The following is a 23,640-nucleotide window of genomic DNA, read 5'->3' as shown; positions in this document are numbered from 1 at the left end:
ACCAACGGACGATTGGAGGTCTGTTTTATTTGTTGTGCGACGAAGTTGGAACAATGGACTGGGTCGTCGCTCTTCAACAACTGGTCGAACTGATGAATGAAGTTGCCGCAAAGGCAGGAAAGCAAATCTCGACGCTAATTCATCGTCAACTCCAGAATTGGACCGCGGGTTTGCCTAGTTACATCAAGGTCTATTTGCCAATTTCAAGCTGCGAAAGTTGAGTTATTAAGCTTTGAGATTTTAGCAAACATTAAATCATTGGGAGAGACAGGTAAAGAAATCGTTGTTTCGGGTTCGGGTAAAATTTCCCACCAAGGATAATAAACCGCTTTACCATTTACGTAATCTTGTTCCGTTCCAGTCTGAATTAACGAAGCGTTGTTGAATCCATCAATTCCGATCCATACCGAAGAATATTTATTTTGTTTGCTAGGCTTTACCCGCGGGACAATCCAATAACCGGATATGCTGTAAAACGAATTTTTTTTCGCTTTCTTGAGCGCATAGCCTGACCAATTTCCAGATTTCCATCCAGGGTGAACAGCAGGGATAGCGAATAATCCGGAAGCTACTGGTTTATAAGGGGCAAATATTTTTTTTGTCAATGTCTCCACCACCTTTATCTACCTGGTTATATAAGTATTCAAGTGAAAAGAAAGGGAATGGGTTGTTTACAGCAAAGTCGCACAATAAATTTACTGGGTTAGATGTCATACTTGATTAGATTCGATTAGTAAGAAGGGCTGCTCCAAATGTAAGAACCTTCCAATTCACTATCGAAGTGAGTTGAAAGGCTCTTATTACAATCTATTGGAAATACTCTACTGCAGCTTTCTCGATAGCCAGTCCATGTTTGTATCTTTTCATGAACGCTTCGAATCCTTCCACGTCCTTGGGCTGGGGCGACATCGTCTTGCCCATTTTTTCTGAGAAAACCTTCCGGCTCAAATAATTCTCTAACGTCTCGTTCTCTTCCTTGTTGATCATATAGGAGGCCAGGAGAGCAATTCCCCATGCTCCACCTTCCCCTGCGGTTTCCATAACGGATACAGGAACATTTAAAGCAGCCGCCATAACGCTCTGCCCTACACCCTCGGTTTTGAAAAAGCCCCCATGGCCCAAGATTTCCTCCAGCTTCACGGCTTCTTGTTTGAGTAGTATGTCCATTCCGATTTTTAGCGCTCCCAATGCCGTAAACAAATGGACTCGGATGAAATTGGCCAAATTGAATTTGCTGCCGGGCGAACGTAAAAACAGTGGACGGCCTTCTTCAAAATGAGTGATGTGTTCACCCGAAAGATAGCCGTAAGCCAACAGGCCGCCACAGTCCGGGTCCCCTTGTAGAGCCAAGTTATATAAAGTGCTATATAACTGATTCAGATCTGAATCCAAACCCATGACCTTAGCAAATTCGTCAAACAAACCTACCCATGCATTAAGGTCGGAAGAGCAATTATTGGCATGTGCCATAGCGACCAGATTACCGGTAGGTGTGGTGACTAGGTCGATCTCGGAATATACTTGGGACAATTCTTTTTCGAGTACAACCATGGCAAAGACGGAGGTTCCAGCAGACACGTTACCTGTACGTTGGGCGACGCTGTTCGTTGCAACCATGCCTGTTCCAGCATCCCCTTCCGGTGGACAGAGAGGAATACCGGGTTTGAGCTCTCCGCTAACATCCAGAAGCTTAGCTCCTTCCTCTGTGAGAGCACAAGCACTTTCACCTGCCACCAAAACTTGGGGCAAAACATCCTCCAGTTTCCACGGAAGATTTTGAACTGCAATCAATTCATTGAATTGCTGGATCATTTTTGCGTTATAGGTTTTCGTAGTCAGATCGATCGGGAATACACCGGATGCTTCTCCAACGCCCAACACCTTTTGTCCGGTTAGCTTCCAATGGACATATCCGGCTAAAGTGGTCTGGAAATCAATCTGTGCGATATGCGCTTCCTGGTTTAGAACAGCTTGATAGAGATGAGCAATGCTCCAACGTTGGGGAATGGGATAGTGGAACAATTCAGTCAGTACTTTGGAAGCTTGCTCGGTAATATTGTTCCGCCAGGTGCGGAAGGGAACCAACTGCTCTCCATCCTTATTAAAGACCATATAACCATGCATCATGCCGCTGAGGCCGATGGCTCCAATGGTTTGTAACGGAACACCGTACCGCTGCTTCACCTCCGCGGCCATCTTTTGGTAGCTATCCTGTAAGCCCTTCCATATATCCTCCAAGCTGTAGGTCCAGATCTGGTTCGTATAGCTGTTTTCCCAGACATGGCTGCCGGATGCAATAGGCGATTGGTCTTCACCAATGAGAACCGCTTTGATCCGGGTCGAACCAAGCTCAATCCCAAGGGTGGTTTTGCCATTTAAAATAGCATGATTAACTTCAAAGCTCATAGAATATCCCTCCATCCTGTTGATAAACATCAGACAGCATTAAAGCGAAGCAGCCCTACCCCCATCTAAAACAAGGGAAGGGCTATATTTTCAACTACCGCTTATCTAAGCTTCCAGACCATGTCGCTCCACTGCAGCTCGCGCCGCAGCTGCTGCACTTTTGTATCGCGATCAATGAGCACGTATTCAACACCGGTCATATCCGCCCAATCGATTAGCTGTTCAACCGTTACTTTATTGGAGAACACCGTATGATGAGCGCCCCCTGCCAGGATCCAAGCTTCGGCCGATTCCTGAAGGGAAGGATGCGCCTGCCATAGTACGCGGGCAACCGGCAGCTTCGGCATCGGTTGCGGCGCTGGAACGGCATCGACCGTGTTGATAAGCAGACGGAAACGGTTGCCCAGATCGATGAGGGTCGCATTGAGAGCTGGACCGGCCTGACCGTCGAACACTAGACGGGCAGGATCTGCTTTTCCGCCGATCCCGAGCGGATGCACTTCGATGCGTGGCTTGTTCGCCGCAATCGTCGGGCAGATTTCCAGCATGTGCGATCCGAGTACCAGCTCGTTCCCCGGCTCAAAATGATACGTATAATCCTCCATGAACGAAGTGCCTTTGTTGCCTGCAATCAGCTTCATGACGCGGGTAAACGCCGACGTCTTCCAGTCGCCTTCTCCGCCGAAGCCGTAACCCGCTCCCATGAGACGCTGTACGGCAAGACCCGGCAGCTGCTGCAAGCCGTGAAGATCTTCGAACGAAGTGGTGAATGCCCCAAAGCCGCCTTCTACCAAGAACGCCTTGAGTCCAAGCTCGATACGAGCCTGATAACGGATGGCGTCGCGCACAGCTCCGGCCTGGCGACCTTCCGATGTAATATCGTAAAGAGACTCGTATTCATCCATCAGTGCATTGATTTCAGCTTCCGTCACGTCATTGACGCGCGCTACCAAATCGCCGACGCCATAGCCGTTAATCGACCATCCGAACTTGATTTGGGCTTCCACTTTATCTCCTTCGGTTACGGCCACTTGGCGCATATTGTCACCAAAGCGGGCAACCTTCAGCCGGCGTCCTTCCTGCAAAGCGACGGCGGTATGCATCCAAGAGCCGATACGATGCTGAACGTCAGCATGTGCCCAGTAACCGACAACGATTTTACGGGACAGTCCCATGCGGGCGCCAATAAAGCCATACTCTCGATCGCCGTGAGCCGCCTGATTCGTGTTCATAAAGTCCATATCGATACTGCTCCATGGTATGTCGCGATTGTACTGTGTATGCAGGTGCAGCAGTGGCTTGCGCAGCTCGCTCAGGCCCGCGATCCACATTTTAGCAGGGGAGAAGGTGTGCATCCAGGTGATCAGGCCGGCACAAGATTCGTCCGAGTTGGCTTCGATGCACAGTCGGCGAATATCGTCAGGTGTCGTGAGCACTCCCTTGAAAACAACGGAGCAGGGCAAATTATCACTTGCGTTCAGGCCAATGACAATTTCCTGCGAATGTGAAGCGACTTCTTCGATCGTCTCCGGACCATACAAATGCTGGCTACCGGTCACGAACCAGAATTGGTGTTTTGTCAAATCGAGCATCGAAATCCCTCCTAAGAATCATGAATAAAATTTATAGTAAGTTAATTATGGCTCTCACGCATTGCCGGTCTGGCCGTAATATGCGTTCTTGCCGTGCTTGCGCAAAAAATGCTTGTCAAGCAGTACTTGATCCATGGAACCGATCCCCGGCTGCAGCTGAAGTGTATGAAAAGCAATTTTTGCCACTTCCTCGAGTACGACCGCGTTATGGACGGCATCATGCGGGTCCTTGCCCCAATTGAACGGAGCGTGGCCCTTGACAAGCACGCCGGGTACCATCGCCGGATCGTAATTGCGGAATGTCTCTGTGATCACGTTGCCGGTCTCCAGCTCATAAGCGCCTTTAATTTCGTCCTCGGTCATGTCCCGTGTGCACGGAATCGTACCGTAATAATAGTCGGCGTGCGTCGTGCCGAGTGCCGGTATGGCGCGCCCTGCTTGCGCCCAGCTAGTTGCCCACGGCGAATGGGTGTGGACGATTCCGCCGATTGTCCCGAACGCCTTGTACAGCACCAAATGGGTTGGCGTGTCGGACGAAGGCTTCAGCTTGCCTTCCAAGACGTTGCCTTCCAAGTCAACGACGACCATGTCGTCCCGTTTCAGCGATTCGTAAGGCACTCCGCTTGGCTTAATGACGACTAGCCCGGAGGCGCGATCAATACCACTTACATTTCCCCAGGTGAACGTAACGAGACCGTACTTCGGCAGCTCCAAGTTCGCTTCCAGTACGGCTTGTTTCAAATCTTCCAACAAGGACTACACACTCCTTATGCGAAAATAGTTTGCACCTAACTTCACTTCAGGGCAACCTTGCTGAGCTGCCTGGCAGAAGTTAATGGTTCGTACAATAATGATAAAGTTATTATAATATGTACATACATTTTGGGCTACTATTTTTTTCTAAGATCCTCTTGCAGGAGTGGAGGTTGATTCGCGGGCGATCAGCTCTGGCTTGAAGACCACAGGCTCAACAGGAGCATTTTTGTAATCGAGCGAAGCATAGTACGAGAAGTTCGGGTTGCCCAGCGCAGCACTGCTAGTCGGTTCAATGATTAGTCCGCTGAGCGGCTCGCGAAGCAGCATCTCCAGACTTTCGCGTTCGTGCTCTTTTTCGTTATCCGTGCTGGACAGAGCTAGCCGGTATCCGTGGCGCCGCAGCTCCGATTCGATGCCGCGAACGATGTGAGGAAAGATGTAGTCGGAGATGTAGGTCGTGAGTACACCGATGGTCTTAATTTCCGAAGGCTCGGCTTCTGCAGCCTGTGTTTGGCCAGAAGGCTCGGAAACATACGTCCCTTTTCCTTGCATGCGGCTAATCAAGCCTTCCTGTTCAAGCGCTCCGAGCGCTTGCCGTACCGTTTGGCGGCTCATCTGAAAGCGCTGGGCGATATCGTGTTCGGTCGGCAGCAGGTCGACCGCCAAACTTGTATGTACATATTTTAAAAATTGATCCCTGACGGACATTCCTGAAAAAATATGACAATACAAACAGGCGCCTCATCGAGTGTAGGCGCCTGTTTAAACGAGGACTGTCAGACCATCGAAGAGCTAAGACAGAGAGTGCATCAATATCTTGATGTAAAACACCTCACGCTACCAGTGGGGATTAAAAAAGATGACTCCTGATGAATTCAGAAGCCATCTTCTTACAGCTTAGCACCTTTTTATTAAGTGTCCACAGTTTAATGAGTTCTAGTTAAATTTTAAATTTCAGCAATTACATCGATCTCCACCAGAATGTTATCCAACTGGCTTCCTACGGTCGTCCGAACTGGATACGGCCTGCTGAAAAACTGCTCGTATACAGAGTTGTACGCATCAAAATATTTCAAATCGGACAAATGAGCCGTGACTTTAACGACGTGATCCATGGTAGCACCGGCTGCGGTCAATATATTTTGAATATTGGTCAGCACTTGCCGCGTTTGCTCCTCGATCGTTTCCGGAACGGTGCCGGTTTCCGGATTCAGTGGCCCTTGGCCTGCGACATATACTCGATTACCGACTTGAATGCCTTGGGAGTAAGGGCCTACCGGTCCTGGAGCGAGCAAGGTTTGGATTTCTTTTTTCATAGTCATGACCTCCAGTGTTGGGATGGATTATGATGTTGCCAAGCAAACTAGGTTATGATAGATCGCACGGATGCTAGCGATCGAATCGTTATCGCGTGAAGGGTGGACGCGATTCGTCAGTAGAATGGCAAATCGATCGTGCGCAGGATCCATAAATATACTTGTTCCTGTAAACCCCGTATGACCGTAAGCTTCGTCGGAAAACAGATCTCCTGCCGGAGAATGCCGCGCGTCCTTTCCCTGCCAGCCGAGGCATCGGGAAAGAAGATTCGGCGGGGTGTGTCTCTTGGACATCAGCTCAACTGTAGCCGCATGCAGCCACTTTCCTTGGTGCGTTTCCCCTTTACACAGCATGGTTTGAGCCAGCCGGCTCAAATCCGAGACAGTGCCAAACAGTCCAGCATGACCAGCAATTCCACCAAGAATGACCGCATTTTCGTCATGAACTTCGCCTTGAACAATCCGGTTCCTCCACGAGCAGTATTCGGTTGCAGCAATGCGGTCTCGAAGCTCGGCGGATGGATTAAATATCGTTTGGCTCATGCCGACTGGCTCTAATACCAATTCCTTCATCGTACAATCCAAACGCTGTTGCAAAACCGCTTCAATAATATCCCCTAAAATCATAAATCCTTGGGAGGTATATTCCACATTCGTTCCGGCCTTAAACCTTAACGGAAGCTGCCTCACCGCCCTCATGAGCTTATCGCGCGTATCCGCGAAATGAAACAAAGGCTGCTGCCCTGGAATCCCGCTCGTATGAGTCAGGAGCTGAAACAAGGTAATGTCCGCTTTATCTGAAGTGCCATAGTCCGGCAGAAAGCGTGAGACAGTATCGTCCAGGCGCAGCTCTCCAGCCTCGAACAGCTTCATGATCGCTAGAGCGACAATGGGCTTGGTAACGGAAGCCAAATCGAACAAGCTTTCCGTATCAGCCGCCGGACCTTCCCAAGATAGCGTTCCGACCACTCCGGAGTCCAGAATACCTGTGGAATTCCCATAAGCGTATACGGCACACGAGAACGCTTTCTGATCACGTTTTTTTTGTAAAAAATGATGAATCTTATCCATAAGCTCACTCTCCCAAGAAACGGCGCGCAATTTGTTCATATATACCGACCGCTTGTTCAAGCTGTGATATTTCCACGAACTCGTCGGGAGCATGGGCCTGAGCCAAGCTTCCCGGACCTAAAATAACGGTTGGAATACCGGCAATCGTCACCAGCTTGCTCATATCGCAGCCTGCGCTAAAGCCCTTCGCTTCCTTTTTTACGCCGGTAATTTCCCCAGCCGCTTCTAAAGCCGCGGTTACAATACGTTCCTCCGCCTTTGTTTCTGACGGAATGGTCGCGACGACGATTTCGACCGATTCCACATGAAAGCCGGGCCGCTGCTCCTGCAGCCGTTCAATGATTTGCTTCAGCTCACGGTCAGCCTTTTCATGCGTCTCTCCCGGGATCAGCCGACGGTCAATGATGATTTCCGCACTGCCGGGAATCGTATTCTGACGCGTGCCGCCTTGAAAAATCGTCACGGCCGCATTGGCCGGTCCCAGCTGGGGATGGGGGAATTTTGCCAGTTCATGGCCCAACTGCTCATATTCCGTACAAAACGCCGCTGCGTGATGAATCGCATTGTTGCCCAAATGAGGACTGCCGGAATGAGCCGATTTGCCTTGAAAGCGCAGGCGTCTCATGTAAGTTCCCTTGTGGGCAATCGCTACCTCCAATTGCGTAGGCTCTCCTACAACGGCCCCATCAGCCCGAATGCCTTGATTGACAAGAAATAAACTGCCGATCCCGCCCGCTTCTTCGCCCATGACCGCCGTCAGCGTCAGCTTCCCTCTTAGGCCATCCCGCTTAGCGGAAATACGCTCCATGGCGCAGAGCATAGATACCAGGCTTCCTTTGGCATCGCATGCACCAAGTCCGAAGATTTTTCCGTCCTCAAGGAAAGGCTCGTATGGCGATTGCCTCCAGGTTTGCCCTTGCGGATTGTTCACATCCATATGCGTGTTAAACACCAGATGTGGTCCAGGGCCAAAGTCTAGAGTTACCAGGACGTTATCTTTACCGGGCTCAACCTCCTGACGGACGACCTCGGCATCAAACGATTTAGCCCATGCTTCAAGCCAATCGGCTACGAGCGCAACCTCACCCGGCGGTGTGGGCGTGGGAAGCGAGATACATTCCAGCAGTGCCTCAACAACAGTTCGAGATGCTGTCATTACATTACCCCCATAACGATGTCAAAAGCCGCTGCAGGTCTTCAAACGAAGCCTCTACCTGCAAATTAGATTCAGGGATACGTTCTTGAATAAGATAAGCTTGCTTCAGGCCGCTGCCAGTAATGACGCATACCACTCTGTCATCCTTGCGGATCGTTCCTTCACGAACGGCCTGCCTAACGGCTGCAAGACCCGCTGCTGAGGCTGGCTCGGCACAAATCCCGTCTTTTCCAAGCAGCCTCATCGCTTCGATAATTTCCTCGTCGCTCACAGCTGCGGCAAAGCCGCCGGAATCGTAAACCGCTTTGAGCACACGCTCACCGCCTTGAATTTGTGAATCTGCGGCAATGCTCTGAGCAATTGTCTTGGTCGGATCACCATGCCGATCCGCTCTTGGCTTCCCCTCTTGAAACGCTTTGGGGATCGGAGCTGTAGCCTCGGGTTGAACGGCAACCATTCTTGGCTTTGCTTTTATCCAGCCCAGCTCGTACAGCTCCCTGTAGCCCTTCCAGGCGCCCCAAATTCCTCCGCCGGTTCCTACCGGGTGCACCATCACATCGGGAGCGCACCAGCCGAGCTCTTCCGCAATTTCGTACGCGTAGCTTTTCATCGCCTCATGCCGGACCGGATTAATAAAATTGACGAATTGGTACAGCCCAAGCTCTTTGACCGCTTTTTCCAGCATGAGCGTAATTTCATCCATACTCTTGAAATACAGTGTAGCCGTATGTGCCCCATAAAAAGCTATCAAAGCCTTCTTAAGCGGATTGGCCAGGTACTCGACAAGCACCGTAGCGTCTATGCCTGCACGTGAAGCGTACGCCGCAAACGAGGAGCCCGCATTACCGGAGCTGTAAGTCAGCCCCCGGGTAAGTCCAAGCTGCTTGGCGAAGCTGACAGCCAGACTAAAGCCGCGGTCTTTGAAGCTTCCGGTCGGCATCAGCGTATCATTCTTGAAATACAGCTCCGAAAGTCCCAGCTCCTTGGCCGCATGAACCGACTTGATGAGCGGTGTTCCTCCTTCGCCAAGCGTTACAACACATCCGGGTTCGCTGATCGGATAGAACTCGTGCCAACGCCAAAGGGAGCGTTCCCGGCCCGCGAAGAGTGAAGGACTCAGGTCACGCTTCATTGCCGGCATATCATACTCGATTTCCAGCAGACCTCCGCAATCCGGACATGTATTTAATGGCTGCAGCAGCTCGTAATGGCGCTGACAGCGGTCACATTCATACTTTATTGCATAAGACCACAGCATGGCCTTCCTCCCTATTCCTTGCGCGTTTTCGGATCCAAATAATCACGTACGGTATCTCCAAGCAAATTGATGGCCAACACGACGAGCATCAGCGAAAATCCGGGAAAAACCGTAATCCACCAGGCGGTGTTAATATACAGTTGCCCTTGACTTAACATACTGCCCCAGCTCGGAATGTTGGCCGGTATTCCAAGTCCCAGAAAGCTGAGCGACGATTCGGAGATAATCGCTGAAGCGATCTGGAAGGTGCCGATCGTAATGATGGGAGCATAAATATTAGGCAAAATATGGCGGAATAAAATGCGGGAATCATTGGCCCCGATCGTTTGGGCGGCTACGACAAAATCGCTGTTGCGAATGCTGAGCACCTCGGAACGGATCACCCTGGCGTAAGGCACCCATCCGGTAATGCCAAGCACCAGGATTAAATTTTTCATCCCACCGCCGATGACCGCAACGATGACTAGTGCGAGCAGGATGGTCGGAAAAGCGAGCTGAATGTCGGCAAACCGCATCGCGATCTGATCAAGAAACCGGTAATACCCCGACAATAGCCCAATCATCGTTCCGATTAGGCCCGAGAGCACTACGGCACACAGCCCTACCAAGATGGATACCCGGCTTCCGTATATTAGGCGGCTTAACACGTCCCGTCCCAAATTATCCGTTCCCAGCCAATAGCCATCAGCATGATTGGCAAGCCATATGGGAGCTTTCAGCCGGACCATCAGATCTTGTGCGTTTGGATCATGAGGCGCAAGCAGCGGAGCAAATATGGCGACGAGCAGGAATAGGGCCAAAAGCAAGCCAGCGATTTGGGTGACCACATGTCCTGATCGTACTAGACGTAACCGCTTCAATGTGAACGCCTCCTACTTGTATTGAATCCGAGGATCAATAAATACATAACAAAGATCCACTAGAAGATTAATTAAAACGAATAAGCCCGCGAGCAAAATGACCGCTCCCTGCACAAGGGGGAAATCCCGGTTGTAGATGGATTGAACGAGCAGCTGTCCTACCCCCGGCCAGGCAAAAATCGTTTCCGTTACAACAGAACCGCCGAGCAGCGCACCGATTTCCAGCCCGACCACCGTGACCACTGGAAGCAGCGAATTGCGCAGTGCATGCTTGCCGATGACCGTCCGCGGGAGCAAGCCCTTGGCCCGGGCCGTACGAATATAATCGGAGTTCACCGATTGAATCAGCGAAGATCGAAGCAGTCTGGTGACCAGAGCCATAAGATGCAGCCCCAGCGCAACGGCCGGAAGCACCAGATGCTTCACGCCCCCAATCCCCCCGGTTGGGAACCAATGCAGCTCTACTGAGAACAGCAAGATGAGCAAAATGCCTACCCAGAACACGGGCATCGATTGCCCAATGAGCACCAGGGTCATAATGCCGTACTCTGCGGACGAATTCCGCTTGATGGCAGATATGATCCCGGCTGGGATGGCCACTATCAATGAGAAAAGCAGCGAGGCGGTCGCGAGCTCGATCGTGGCGGGAAGCCGTTCGGCAATCAGCCTAACCGTAGGCTCCCCATACTTCAGCGACTGACCCAAGTTAAATTGCAGCAGATGGTATAAATAAATGCCGAACTGTTCAATTACCGGTTTATCGAAGCCAAGCTGCTTTCGCAGGCTTTCGATTTGTGCAACCGATGCATCGGGAGGCAGCATGATCGTTACCGGATCCCCAGTTAATCTTGTGATGAAAAAAACGACCGTCGCCACACCGAATAGCACAAAGATTGCGTAAAAGCATCGTCTTAAAATATAGGACAGCACAGCTCATGTCGCCCCCTTTGCAGCGATATCGTTATTTCGTTGATGCCCCGTACATATTCAGTACGCCGGTCGGAGATGGTGTCCATTGAATGTTTTTACGCATCCCGTAAATACCATCCAATTGATACAAGTAAATAAACGGTGCTTCTTCTTTCAAAAGGGCTTGAAGCTTGTTGAACGCTTCTTGGCGTACTTTCGGATCAACGGATTGCTCTTCGGTGTCGATCAGCTTATCGGCTTCGGCATTTTTCCAGCGGTTATAACGTCGGTCACTTCTAATGTACGACTGAAAGTTACTTAGAGCGTCCATCGTCCAGCCGGTATTACCGATATAATAAAGCGGCGATGACTTCTTAGCGGTAATGTTACCTACCAGGGTTGCGCTATCCATTAAATTGATTTTCACATTAACACCGACTTTGGCAAGCTGTCCGGCAATCGCCTGAACGTTGTTCGAATCAGCATTCGTCGCGTCAAGCGAAATGGAGAAGCCTTGCGGATAGCCAGCCTGTGCCAGCAGCTGCTTTGCTTTGTCCGGATTATACTCATAAGGCTTGAGCGAAGTATCGATACCGAAATTTTGCTTTGGAATTAAGGTCGATACACGGGCAGCGTGACCGCCAAGTACGGTTTTGATCATCGTATCCACGTCGATGGCGTAGTTGAGCGCCTGACGCACTTCTTTTTTGGCCAAAGGTCCGTCTTGCGTCGTGTCCAGCGAGATGTAGAATGTACGGATCCATGGGTTGGAGGCTACTTGCACAGAGGATTCATTTTTTAATTGATCCGCTACGTCCGCAGACAGCGAGGCTGCGATATCAATTTCTCCCGTTTTCAGAGCAGCTACCATATCTGCTGGGTTGGGAATGATGCGGAACGTAAGCTTTTTAAATTTCGGAGCACCGCGCCAGTAGTCGGGATTCGCTTCCATCTCCACCCGATTGTCCTTTTGCCAGGAAACGAATTTATACGGACCTGTGCCTATCGGATTCTTGGCAAAGTTGTCATCGCCTTTTTCTTGAATATATTTAGGGGGAACCATCACACCGCCGAACAGCGTCGTTTTATTCGGTAGGATTGGGTCCGGTGCGGTAGTAATGAAATTGACCGTGTAGGGATCGACGATTTCTACCGACTTCACGGTGTTTAATTCAACAATCGGAGACTTCGTTGCCGGATTCAGCAGCCGTTCGATGCTGAACTTCACGGCATTCGCGTCAAAGGGCTCCCCGTCCTGGAATTTAACGCCCTGCCGCAGCTTAAATTGCCACGTCGTATCGTTGATCGTCTTCCATTCGGTCGCCAGTCCCGGTGCCAGCTTATTGTCTGCGTCTCTGGTAACCAGCGTATCGAAAATATTGCTCAGAATGCTCATATCGGGAATTTTGCCTTGCTTTTGCGGGTCCATGGTGCCGGCGTCGGTATCTTGCGCTACAATTAATGTGTCCTTGGCCGGGGCAGCGCTTTTCGTGTCGGTTGCGGTAGGAGTCGTGCTTGAGCTTGGCTGATTACCCGATGGACTGCTGGAGCAGCCTGTTACGACAAGAAACGTGCTTAATGCGATGAGAAGACATTTTGCTTTCATTGAAAATACTTTCATTGAAAATCAACCCTCTCTTCATAATAAATTGAACCTGTTAATGGCTTTCAAGATACGTCAAGATCCCCTTGGAAATGAACGCCGTTGGAGCTATCGTCTGTTCAGGCTTTCGTATTGCCCCCGTCGCATCTTTATAGATACGCGTACCGTTCGTACCATCATTCAAGCGGAATAAGGTTGCCCGTTCCACCGTGTCCCCCAAGCTGCACCAATTTTCCAGCCTTAATACCTCCGCCGGTGAGGCGGTGACAGCAGCGATGACGTCCGTGAGCGGCATGCCGCAATCCATCAGCTTCGTCATCGTGGTCGGCAAATCGTACACTGGGCCGTTTACGTTGCGAATATGCGCATCCGTACTGATGGTATATGGATGCACACCTGCAGCGATCGCTTTCTGCCCAATGTCGAAGCTAAAGCTGGCTGCTCCGTGCCCAACATCCAGTTTCACCCCCCTATCCAATGCTTTTTGCAGCGCTTTACGCGGGGTACCGTCTTGATGCCATGGGTGTCCGATTTTTCCGTGATAGCAGTGCGTGACGACATCCCCCTCCCCCAATAAGTCAAGCACATCGTCAATGATCGGCGGTGCTTCACCGATATGTACCATGACGGGCAGTGAAACCTCTCTTGCGGCCAGAAGCGCCAATTGAAGCGGCTGCAGGCCCATTTCGCCGATGATCGCACCGCTGGAGCGAACCTTGATACCGCATATAAAATTACGGTTCTCCATCACGGTTTTGACCGTTCGGTCTACATTGATCAAGCTTAAATCTGCGACCTCCCGAAGATGCACTAGGCCAATCGAGCTAATATTCAGCCAAGCCCGCGTTTCCGTGCGAAACCGAGGCGCAACGTAATCCCGAAAGCCTGGCAGTGTGGCCTCGCCCGCACTCCCTGCGTCTGCCACCAAATGAACTCCCGTTTGCAAACCGATCGAATCCGCCGGCACACTTAATGAGGTAACACCGTCATACACATGCGCATGGAGGTCAATCCATCCGGGACTTAAAAACATTTTCGAATCTAGTAGGGGGTCCATTCTTTCTATGGGCTCCAGCTTAAAGCCTGCTGAGGTATGCTTCATCACCGCGGGATACAAGCTGCGCTTCACCGGGTCAACGACATGAAGATAGATCTGTTCATTCATTGGACTGCTCCTCTATTTTTTAAAATACTTAATAAAGATGACAGGCAACCGAATGGCCTTCATACAGCTCCGCCAAAGCCGGGCGCTCTGAGCGGCAGCGGTCCATTGCTTTCGGACATCGCGAGTGGAATGGGCATCCGAGAGGGGGATTGGATGGACTTGGCAGCTCCCCTTGAAGAATAATTTTTTCACGGACGGCTCCTCGTTCTATACTTGGGGCCGAGGATAAAAGCGCTTTTGTATACGGATGCAGCGGATTGCTGAATAATTGACTTTTATCCGCAAGCTCAACCATCTGCCCCAAATACATAACTCCAACGCGCTTGCTGATATGACGGACAACCGCCAGGTTATGGGATATAAATAAATAGGCCAGTCCGAATTCCTGCTGCAGCTCCCAAAGCAGGTTCAAAATTTGCGCCTGAATCGATACATCGAGCGCAGAGACCGCCTCGTCGGCCACGATCAGCTTGGGACTTAGCGCCAGTGACCTCGCGATACCGACCCGCTGCCGCTGTCCCCCGGAAAACTCATGCGGATAACGCGCTGCATCCTCCATCCGAAGACCCACACGCTCCAGCAGCTGACGAGCCATGTCCTGTGCAGCTTGGCGTGACATCATTTTGTTTACAGTTAAGGGTTCCGCAATGATGTCTCCGACCCTCATTTTCGTATTTAATGATGCATACGGGTCCTGGAATACCATCTGAAAGTTTTTCCTAATGCTGCGCAAGCGGCTTCCCTCATACTGAGTGATCTCTTCGTTATCAAACATAATTTTGCCTTCCGTCGGGTCGAGCACACGCATCACCGTGCGGCCCAGCGTCGATTTACCGCATCCCGATTCTCCGACAATGCCAAGCGTTTCACCCTTCATAATGTCAAACGATACGTCATCAACCGCTTTCACGTGGCCGACTGTTTTCCTAAATAACCCGGCTGTTATCGGATAATATTTTTTTAGGCGGCTCACTTCGAGAAGAGGTTCACTCAAGCTTTTTCACTCCCTTCTAGATTAGACCGCAGCGCACAAAATGCCCTTCTTGCAGTTCCCGTAGATCGGGCATGGCTTCACGGCACGATGCTTGCGCATATTCGCAGCGGTCTGCGAATCTGCAGCCCTCGGGGAAGCGGGCTGCATTGGGAACCGTACCCGGGATGGAATAGAGCGTTTTCTTTTCCTCGTCCACGGAAGGGACAGAAGCCAGCAACGCTCTGGTGTACGGATGAAGCGGCGTGCTGAACACTTGATCTCCGCTCCCGTTTTCTACCACTTGTCCGGCATACATAACTACTACCCGATCGGCCATTTCGGCAACGACTCCGAGATCATGGGTTATCATCATAATGCTGGTTCCGAATTCATCGCGCATCCGTCTCATCAATTCCAGTACCTGTGCTTGAATCGTAACGTCCAGTGCCGTAGTCGGCTCATCCGCGATGAGAAGCTTGGGCTCGCATATCATGGCCATTGCGATCATAACACGCTGCCTCATCCCTCCCGAAAGCTGATGCGGGTAGCTGCGAATGATTTCGGAAGCGCGGGCGACGCCGACGAACTGCAGCATCTCCGTCGCCTTTTCGAGGGCTTCCTTTTTGGGCGTTTTCCGATGACGCCGCAGCACCTCCACCAGCTGATCTCCGATGGTAAGCACCGGATTCAGTGAGGTCATCGGCTCTTGAAAGATCATTGAGATGTCCTGTCCGCGGATGTCACTAATCTGACGTTCGCTTAACGTAAGCAGATCGAGCCCATCAAACCACACTTGTCCGTCGACGATCTTGCCTTTGGGCCTCGGAACAAGCCCCATGACCGACAATGAAGTCATGCTTTTGCCACTGCCGGACTCACCGACGATACATACGATTTGGCCGGCATCAATGTCGATGTCAACTCCATCAACGGCGCGAACATCCGCATCGCGTCCGCTAAAGTACGTTTTCAAATTCCGAATGGAAAGCACTGGCTGCTGCATAACGTCCCCCCTTTTACCCGATCATCTCGTGCGCTCCCCACGCACTTCATCTAAGTAGTTATAAAGCGTAAATTTGGAAATGTCTAAGAATTGGCATACCTTGTCGCCTGCCTTTTTTATAAGAAAGGCGCCTCGTTTATCAAGAAATTGAATGGCTTTGATCTTTTCTTCCTTGCTCATATGGGAAACCGGCTTTCCAATTTCGTTCTGGCACTGCTGCAGCAAATAATCGAGCAGATCACTTACGTCGTTAACAAATACTTCTTCAGTCACTTGATCTAAACTGTGCATCGTAATGGATTTCAGCGCATTTTCGGCCATGATCAAATCGGAAATATCCAAGTTCATACAGATGGCGCCAATGATTTTATCCTCTTTGTTTTTGAGGTAAATGGAGGATGACCGCAGTATTTTCCCGTCTTTAGTCTGCGTAACGTAGTTATACCGGTCCCCGTCCTTCACAGAGCCTCGTAATACCTCCAGCCCGAGATTGCTCCCGCAATCTCCGATCCTTCTGCCGGTGATATGGGCATTTTCGATCGCTACAATCGTATGCTCGTAGTCCCCTGTTAAGTCGTGCAAAACAACCTCGCATTTTTCCCCGAATTGCGCTGCAATCCCTTTGATAATTTGAGTTAGTAGACCCATTTCTTCCCTAATATGTTCCAATAGCGTCACTCACCTAATAAATATTTTTGAATTCATTCAATCTAAATAAAAATTATATCATCTAAAAATTTTTTATTTGAATTCATTGTAAATGTTTCCCTCTATCTTGACAATATGTTTAATGAATTTTTTAGAATCTCTTGTTGAAAAGGGGAATAGTTGAAAAACCAAGGGACTAAGCGAGAACTTGCTTTCGCTTAGTTCCTTGGTTTTTTGCGTCCACCGCCGCTTTCTTGAGCTAATGTGATCAAGTGAAGCCATCTAGTAAAAATTAGCTGTGCAAACCTCCCTCCAGCCGGGGACGGGGAAGGCAACGACCGATCGGGATTTGGACGAGGCTGATTCGTCCATGACTGGACATCCGATAAAGCTCATCGCACGATCTGGCCTGAAAGCCAAGCAGCGGACGCCCGCCCATACCGAGAGCGGACGCCGCCAGCAGTAATCGCTGCAGGAGCATACCGGCCTCCATCTGCTGGATGCGGTAGCCTCTATACCCCAATTTGGGAATCAGGTGATCGTCGTCACCGGCGATGTGCAGACAGATCGGTACTTGAAACAAATTGACGTTGTGCAGGGTCATCCCCTGCTGCAGCCGGAGCCGTTGATCACCGGCAAGCTTTCGCCGAAGCGAGTGGGTGGCTGCGTCATAGCGATAAGCGCCATCCGGTATGCCTTCGACGTTATAGAAACACCCGTATAACGCAACACGAAGCGGAGGCACATCTCCCCCGCCGTCCAAATCGTTACTATACGCGAAGGAAGCCGCAGCTTCCTGCAGCAGAGAGGCTAGCTGCTGCGCCGTTACACGGCTCAAGACGAATTCACTTTCGGGCGAATGTCGTGCGCGACTGGCCGCCGCCAGATCGAAGCTCAGCCGCTTCACCGGTGGTAAATAGACCGTCTGAAGTCCGCTTTCCGCTCGATTGGCGGCCTCGAAGCGGCGAAACGGCGACAGCGTATCAAGTGCCGCCGCTTCGTTTATCTGAGTCAGCTGCGGAATCTCCTTAACGGATCTCGAGCGCATGTAATAATCATGCTGAACCGCCGGAAGCTTACGGCACAGCTCATCCGCTGCGACTTGCATCGGCGTACGGCCGGCATCATCGATCCAAGCGATGGCGCGCTGCACCGATAGAGGTATGACCGCATAAACGTTCTCCTCTGAGCCGGATAGCCCGAGCAGATGGCCCACGGCTCGGTCCAGAAACCGGAAATGCACTCTGGATGCATAACCGAACCGTTTCGCAGCTTCCAGCAGCTGTCCTAGCAGCACGCCTGTGTCAAGCCCTTGCAGACGATAGGCAAAGGTGTTGTATTTGAAAGCATTTTTCCAACCCACCGTCGATGCAAAGACAACTCCGAAGCATGAGGATAGATCACAGCGGTTGCCGAGAGCCTGCGCCAAGTACGAATCGTATTCGCCTTCACGCAGCAGGACCAGGCGGTGATGCGCTGCATCGTAATGGTAAAGTCCGCGAACGCCGGCTTCCATACGGAGATATACGTACAATTCGTTCGGGTACAGCCCACCGCCGGAAGGAACGAATCTGCGGTACGTCCGCATCGGAATTGCAGGAGAATAGCTTACTTGCGTCAGCCCATAGACGTACCAGAGAAAATGGCCGATGTCTTTCAGGCTCGGTTCATCAGACGCTGCCCGCGCTTCCAGCGTCATCGGGATATCCGAGGACAGCGGAAGCGTCGGCAGGCCGCGATACAGTTTATAGGCAAGCGGCGCATCGGCCCAATCGACCTCCCAGCCGGGCAGCCCGCTCCCGATGCCGTCGGCATGAAGCTGGCGAATAAACGCATCCAGACTCATTCTGCTTCCCCCGATCGCCCTAAAGTGATACCGCGGTTTGGCATTAGCAGACATCGGCCCGGCTCCTTTATGGGAACGGATGTGGATGAGCATTGAGCTCCTCCAGGCGCAAAGGCCGCTCCGTATACCCAAGCTTGGTCGGCACTTGAAGCGCCCTTTCCAGTCCCGCCAACCGAGTAAAATGGTAGCCGAACGTCATCGGCAGCATGCCGGGAATCAGAACCTTCACGCAGTGCAGCCCGTTACGCCTCAATTCCGGTGTCGATTGGTCAACCACGATCACATCCAATTGCAGCCGGAGGAACTTACCGATCATCGCCTTCAGGTCTTCGGTTAAATCCAGGTGCTTCGGGGTAGGCCCAAATTCTTGAGCGAACGTGCGCATCGGCCGGTTTTCCTCGAGCAAAAAGCGCAGCCGAGGCTCCGCCTCCGGCAGACTGTACAGCATGGAATGGTCCTCCATGCCCCGAACCAGCGAAGGATCGTGGAGCATCCGCACATATTCCTCCCGGTTCGCCTCTAATTTGTGGTCTAGTGTAAGCATCATCCCCGACAGCTCGTGAACCGCCCCTTTCGCTGCCCGTACCGGATCCGGGTGCGCTCCGGCCGCACAAATAAGATTCACTCCATGGGGCTTTCTATTTTTCGCCACCGCCCAAATGCTGGGAATGCCATTTTCCATCGTCGCGTTAAACAAGAGCACATCAAAGCCGGCAACGGCCCGCAGCCGGTCTACCATGAGTTTCAGGTCCCGGTCTCCGGCGGATTGTGGGTCTACGCGGGGAAGAGGCAGCTGCGCGTACCATGTCAGCAAGAACGAATCGCGTTCCACGACCTCCAGCATTCCGTACATGATCGCTTCCTCCAAGCTTCCGCCCAGGGCGCAGCCGTTGGATGTCTCGTACACGAAGCCTTGCCGACATGGAGAGCTGTAATACGCAAGCCACTGTGGCACCAAAATCGGGAGTCCCTGCGCAAACGAGTAACCCCAGACCCAATCGGTCTCGGCGTCAGGATCGAACGGCCTAAAAGGGAATCCAGGCAGCTCATACTGCTCCTTCGCATACAGCCCAACCGTGACGGGATCGAGCGCTTCCGCCGCCAGTTGCCGGTAGCTGCCGCGAACAACCGGCCGCTTTCCGCGCGGCGCCGTGCCACAATAACGCTCCAAGCCCTCCAGAATAGCCGACAGCTCGCTATCCGCATAGCAGTTCGTCCGGCCCGCCGTCACCTCGTCCTGCTCTAACATCGGAAGATTCACCGTCGCATCGGCCAAGGGCGAAACCAGATCCAGCATTTTCCCGTTCAGAAATCCAATCTTGTAATCGAGATAGTCCCGGGCCAGAAAAGCTTTCAGCTCTTGGAGCGATCGGCTGCGGTAGATGTTTTCTCCGACTTTCGGGGACGGCTTAAGCGAGATCCGGGCCGCATCCCGCGAATCTTCGGGCAGACGTCCGCATATGGGACACAACGGATCAGGTAGGAAGAAATGGCTGGAGCAATTCAACGTCTTCAGGTTGACCAAAACCATACGCTCTTCCGTGCGGGGGCGGATGCTCCGCAGCACGTTCCGCGATTCCGCCGTAAGCAGATGCGCCATCTGCAGCAGTCCCGTGCGCGATGCCCATGTGTCAGACAGGATTCCCCCGGTCTCCGTCAAACGCTGCTGCAGCCCCCACATTTCCCTGCGGTCGCGCCCCGCTATAAGCTGCCGGGTATCGGCGCACCTGGAGCATCCAGGCTGGCCTGGCCTGACGAGCGGCCCGACCACGCCTTCACCGAAGGCGACGAAACCGCGAAGCCATGGAATGCCGGCAGCCTGCAGCTCCGCTTCCGCTTCACGGTGAACGGCTGGATGCCAGGCATCGCACAGCACCAGGGCAAATTCCACATCTTCCGGCACCCCCTCCCTGATATCGGTCAAACGAACGATTCGGCACTCGGAGATCAGCTCCGCACACACCAGCTCCGCCAGCACACCTTCTCCGACAACGGCTACGACCGCGCTCATCCAGCTTCCCCCTCTCCCAGCAGCACGCCGAAGACAGCAGCAGGACCATCACGCAAAAACGGCTCCACCGCCAAATCGATGACGAAAACCTTCCGGCCGCTTATTTTCAGCTTCCGTATCGCATCCCTGACCCCATCCAGCTTCAACTCCGACTCCTCGGCTGGGACGGACAGCTCCAGCGGGGCGCCCGAACCAAGCAGCGTGGTCCTCACCTCCACGGCCTGCGGCACGCGGCATGCGGATCCGTTTTGCGCCTTCATCAGCGACGCCTGCAGCGCCCTGCGCAGCGCCGTTGTCACGCTCAAGCCGGTGGCTCCGAACCATCCATCCTCCGTGCCTGCCCATACGACGGGAAACCCGCACAGTTCCTCTCCAAGCCCGATCGTAGGTGTGCCCCGCATCGTGGTCAGCGCCTGTAAATAAAATAAGCATGGCTCGTCGTGAATCTGACCGAGCCGAACCCGAACGACAGACGGCTTCCGGTCTGTCAGCCGCGCCTCCAAATGCTTCGTCAAACAAGCCTGCAGTCCGCGAGCCGTACCTTCTACGGCCGTCTCTCCGATACCGACGCCGATTAGCTCGGTGTTCACGAGAACCCCCGCAAGCCGCGACACATACGCCTCCAGCCCGGACAGCCCCGCTTCACGCCGCGCCTCCCCGTGCGTCAATCCCGAACAAACGATGTCCGGCAGCAGACCGACTGGCCCTTCCGACAGCGGATCGGCTGCTTGAACACGGCACTGTGACAAAGGCAGCTGGCCAAGGTCCCCTTCCTCCCAGCTGTGGAAAATTCCGGTTCGGTCCGAAGTCAACTTGCTGAAGTACGGAAACAGCCCGTTCACTGTACCGCTTTCCGGCCCTTCTTCGAGCCGAAGCTCTGCGTCATTCACCCAATTAGCTTCGGCATTGACTTTTCCGGCAGCAAGCGGATGCGGCAGTAATGGGTGCCAGCTTCCATCCAATGTCTCCAAATCAAGCATATACAGTGAGTTTCTCAGCTCTGGCTCGGCGGAGTCCGTCACAGTCTTGAACAGCTCGAAAACGATCACATTTGCGAGCAGCGCCCCCGCCGTTGAGGAGAAGGCAAACCTCTCCGGATCTTTGAACACTTCGGACTCGTGGATGCGCCGCCATGCCGATTCCCAGCAGACCGCTCTCTCCGGCTGCACGAGCGGGCCCGCGATCCCGGCCTGATGCAGTCGCAGGGCGGGAAGCAGCGTTTTTCGTTCCGCTTGGCATGCCTTATGAAGAAGTCGCAGCTCCTCGCAATCGCCCTGCTCAGACACATAGAGGACCGCTTGGAACGGCCGTACGGCTTCCCGCCAACCGTCGGCACTCTTGTTCGGCAGTACAACTTCCCCGATCGCCACCTCGGGGTCCGTCAAGCGAGCATGCTCCACCAAAGTCGTAAGCCGACGCCGATCCGTCGGCAGCGAATCCGTAATTAGCATGCGGAACCGGGGCAGGCCCGACTCAAGCAGTGACGATACAAGCGCGGAAAAGATCTGGCCGGAGCCGACCGCGAGCACCTCAGCCTGCCGGTAACACTGAAACCGGTAAGCGCCGGAATCGCCGAAGCTGTCGAGAAAAGCGATTTGCCCTGCATACCTGCGGACCGTTTGCTCAGAGAGAACGTGCGGGCGATCCTGGCTCACATCGCGCGCAAAGCCTTTTTCCATCAGCACTTCCGCGATTTCGTACACCCGGTCCCGGTACGGGCCGGATAGCCCGTCCGTCAATTCCGCCAGTGTGTGCCCCCCGTTGAACATGGGGACGAGCTTCTCCAGCCATCGGTCAATCATCTCGCCTTTCATGTGGAACGTGCCAACGTTGTTTCGGAAATAGACGTGGTCCTTCTGAACCGGCAAAAAAAATGTATCCGCCTTTACCTGAAGGCGCGCGGACGGGGTCAGCTTTGACATCTCAGCCCTCCTAGCCGTAAACGCTGTTCTCCAATTTGCAATCTTCGTTCTACATCATATGTACCTCTATTTGTCCCTCATGTCAGACATCTCCTTAAATCGAGTAGGAGGGGGCGCCTAGCCCCCGACCTCTCACACCACCGTACATGCGGGTCCGCATACGGTGGTTCCAAAAGGTTAACAAAGTTCCAAATAACGAGTTAGCAAACTTTTCAGCCCTTTCGCTTCCCAGTAGGAAGTCGGAAGGGCGTTGTTTGTGTTTCGAGACATTTCCCATGCACCTCGTCTGGAATTAGCCATGACCAAGCAAGCCCATTCTGGTACACGTAGCGCACGAAGTTCGCGAATTCGGGTGCGCACCCGTTTCCACTGCTTCCACAAGCACATACGCAGTCTCCGGCGAATCCACTGATCGAGTTTTTCGCAGTGGCCTTTAGCAGAGGCCAGTCGGAAATAGCCGATCCAGCCGATGAGGTATTGGTTGAGCTTCGTAATTCGGCTCTCCATCGATATCGATCGCGTTCGATTGGTCAGCTCTCTTACCTTCTCTTTGACTCGCGAGAGGGTTTGCGGGGCTAGACGAATCGTCGCCTTCTTATCTCGCAGAAAGCTAAAACCCAGGAACTTGCGGTTCCACGGCCGATCTACTGCGCTTTTCTCTCGATTCACTTTCAGTTTCAGCTTCCCTTCTACGAAGCGTGTCACCGATTCCATTACACGCTGCCCCGCACGTTTGCTGGCCACGAAGATGTTACAGTCGTCCGCGTAGCGGACGAATCGCAGTCCCCGCTTGGTTAGTTCCTTGTCCAAGTCATCCAGTAAGATGTTCGCTAACAGCGGACTTAATGGGCCACCTTGCGGTGTGCCTTCCTCCGTTTTCTCTAGCGCTCCATCCGCCATGACCCCGGCGTTTAGGTAGGCTCGAATCAACTTCAGGACGCGCTTGTCCGTCACTTTCTTTGCCACCCGTGCCATGAGCATGTCGTGGTTTACTCGGTGGTTGGTAGAAGACGGCCTCGGATTTTTTTTCCTTGTGCCGTCAGCCCCAATCAGAACCCGACGTGCGGATTTCCCGCATCGGGCTCCCCAGAGTCATTCGCGGATTTATCTCGTTTAGATTGTTGGATGGAGTAACTTTGGCTCTG

18 protein-coding genes and 4 pseudogenes are annotated in these 23,640 nt (G+C 52.6%); 2 read left to right on the top strand and 20 right to left on the bottom strand.

Annotation, left to right across the window (positions count from 1 at the left end; genetic code table 11):
- A pseudogene (locus FPZ49_RS36505) lies at positions 1-221 on the top strand (IS4 family transposase); the annotation flags it as partial.
- On the opposite strand, the gene FPZ49_RS33130 reads toward FPZ49_RS36505, so the two are convergent.
- The 5 genes and pseudogenes from FPZ49_RS33130 to FPZ49_RS33110 all read right to left on the bottom strand — a co-directional run.
- Positions 204-605, bottom strand: coding sequence for a G1 family glutamic endopeptidase (locus FPZ49_RS33130; protein ID WP_261381741.1), 402 nt, complete (start codon positions 603-605; stop codon positions 204-206). The pseudogene FPZ49_RS36505 and the gene FPZ49_RS33130 sit on opposite strands and share 18 nt — an antisense overlap.
- Before the next feature lie 202 nt (positions 606-807).
- On the bottom strand, positions 808-2,406 hold the full coding sequence (locus FPZ49_RS33125) for a xylulokinase (RefSeq protein ID WP_144854713.1): 1,599 nt from the start codon (positions 2,404-2,406) through the stop codon (positions 808-810).
- A gap of 101 nt (positions 2,407-2,507) precedes the next feature.
- On the bottom strand, positions 2,508-3,998 hold the full coding sequence (araA, locus tag FPZ49_RS33120; RefSeq protein ID WP_144854711.1) for an L-arabinose isomerase: 1,491 nt from the start codon (positions 3,996-3,998) through the stop codon (positions 2,508-2,510).
- A 54-nt stretch (positions 3,999-4,052) separates the two neighbouring features.
- Positions 4,053-4,751, bottom strand: coding sequence for an L-ribulose-5-phosphate 4-epimerase (araD, locus tag FPZ49_RS33115; protein ID WP_144854709.1), 699 nt, complete (start codon positions 4,749-4,751; stop codon positions 4,053-4,055).
- A 219-nt stretch (positions 4,752-4,970) separates the two neighbouring features.
- A pseudogene (locus FPZ49_RS33110) lies at positions 4,971-5,405 on the bottom strand (GntR family transcriptional regulator); the annotation flags it as partial.
- 181 nt (positions 5,406-5,586) lie between these two features.
- Between FPZ49_RS33110 and FPZ49_RS37780 the strand changes: the two are divergent.
- Positions 5,587-5,655 (top strand): annotated as a pseudogene (locus tag FPZ49_RS37780) (hypothetical protein); the annotation flags it as partial.
- A gap of 46 nt (positions 5,656-5,701) precedes the next feature.
- Here the strand turns inward: FPZ49_RS37780 and FPZ49_RS33105 are convergent.
- The 15 genes and pseudogenes from FPZ49_RS33105 to FPZ49_RS33035 all read right to left on the bottom strand — a co-directional run.
- Positions 5,702-6,070, bottom strand: coding sequence for a RidA family protein (locus FPZ49_RS33105; protein WP_222430003.1), 369 nt, complete (start codon positions 6,068-6,070; stop codon positions 5,702-5,704).
- 27 nt (positions 6,071-6,097) lie between these two features.
- The gene (locus tag FPZ49_RS33100; RefSeq protein WP_144854705.1) at positions 6,098-7,141 is read right to left on the bottom strand and encodes a serine hydrolase domain-containing protein; all 1,044 of its coding nucleotides are present in this window, start codon (positions 7,139-7,141) and stop codon (positions 6,098-6,100) included.
- Between the two features lie 4 nt (positions 7,142-7,145).
- On the bottom strand, positions 7,146-8,297 hold the full coding sequence (locus tag FPZ49_RS33095; protein WP_144854703.1) for a M20 family metallopeptidase: 1,152 nt from the start codon (positions 8,295-8,297) through the stop codon (positions 7,146-7,148).
- A 4-nt stretch (positions 8,298-8,301) separates the two neighbouring features.
- Positions 8,302-9,555, bottom strand: coding sequence for a threonine synthase (locus FPZ49_RS33090; protein ID WP_144854702.1), 1,254 nt, complete (start codon positions 9,553-9,555; stop codon positions 8,302-8,304).
- Positions 9,556-9,566: 11 nt separating this feature from the next.
- Positions 9,567-10,415 (bottom strand): ABC transporter permease, encoded by an 849-nt coding sequence (locus FPZ49_RS33085; RefSeq protein WP_222430002.1) that lies wholly within the window; start codon positions 10,413-10,415, stop codon positions 9,567-9,569.
- A gap of 12 nt (positions 10,416-10,427) precedes the next feature.
- Positions 10,428-11,345, bottom strand: a complete 918-nt coding sequence (locus tag FPZ49_RS33080; protein ID WP_144854700.1) for an ABC transporter permease — start codon at positions 11,343-11,345, stop codon at positions 10,428-10,430.
- A gap of 31 nt (positions 11,346-11,376) precedes the next feature.
- A complete protein-coding gene (locus FPZ49_RS33075) occupies positions 11,377-12,945 on the bottom strand; it encodes an ABC transporter substrate-binding protein (protein WP_144854698.1) in 1,569 nt (522 codons plus the stop codon).
- Positions 12,946-12,982: 37 nt separating this feature from the next.
- Positions 12,983-14,092, bottom strand: coding sequence for an amidohydrolase/deacetylase family metallohydrolase (locus FPZ49_RS33070; RefSeq protein ID WP_144854696.1), 1,110 nt, complete (start codon positions 14,090-14,092; stop codon positions 12,983-12,985).
- A gap of 28 nt (positions 14,093-14,120) precedes the next feature.
- The gene (locus FPZ49_RS33065) at positions 14,121-15,086 is read right to left on the bottom strand and encodes an ABC transporter ATP-binding protein (RefSeq protein WP_144854693.1); all 966 of its coding nucleotides are present in this window, start codon (positions 15,084-15,086) and stop codon (positions 14,121-14,123) included.
- Between the two features lie 16 nt (positions 15,087-15,102).
- A complete protein-coding gene (locus tag FPZ49_RS33060; protein WP_144854691.1) occupies positions 15,103-16,068 on the bottom strand; it encodes an ABC transporter ATP-binding protein in 966 nt (321 codons plus the stop codon).
- A gap of 21 nt (positions 16,069-16,089) precedes the next feature.
- A complete protein-coding gene (locus tag FPZ49_RS33055; protein ID WP_144854682.1) occupies positions 16,090-16,737 on the bottom strand; it encodes a helix-turn-helix transcriptional regulator in 648 nt (215 codons plus the stop codon).
- A 271-nt stretch (positions 16,738-17,008) separates the two neighbouring features.
- On the bottom strand, positions 17,009-18,562 hold the full coding sequence (locus FPZ49_RS33050; RefSeq protein WP_144854717.1) for a SagB family peptide dehydrogenase: 1,554 nt from the start codon (positions 18,560-18,562) through the stop codon (positions 17,009-17,011).
- Positions 18,563-18,629: 67 nt separating this feature from the next.
- Positions 18,630-20,573, bottom strand: a complete 1,944-nt coding sequence (locus tag FPZ49_RS33045) for a TOMM precursor leader peptide-binding protein (protein WP_144854680.1) — start codon at positions 20,571-20,573, stop codon at positions 18,630-18,632.
- Positions 20,570-22,495 (bottom strand): putative thiazole-containing bacteriocin maturation protein, encoded by a 1,926-nt coding sequence (locus FPZ49_RS33040; RefSeq protein ID WP_144854678.1) that lies wholly within the window; start codon positions 22,493-22,495, stop codon positions 20,570-20,572. The genes FPZ49_RS33045 and FPZ49_RS33040 overlap by 4 nt, the downstream gene beginning before the upstream one ends.
- Positions 22,496-22,672: 177 nt before the next feature.
- Positions 22,673-23,491: pseudogene (locus tag FPZ49_RS33035) on the bottom strand (group II intron maturase-specific domain-containing protein); the annotation flags it as partial.
- Between the last annotated feature and the right edge of the window lie 149 nt (positions 23,492-23,640).

The sequence above is a fragment of the Paenibacillus cremeus genome, from assembly GCF_007786445.1.
Lineage (GTDB): Bacteria > Bacillota > Bacilli > Paenibacillales > NBRC-103111 > Paenibacillus_G > Paenibacillus_G cremeus.
This window is presented reverse-complemented; position numbering and strand designations above follow the sequence as displayed.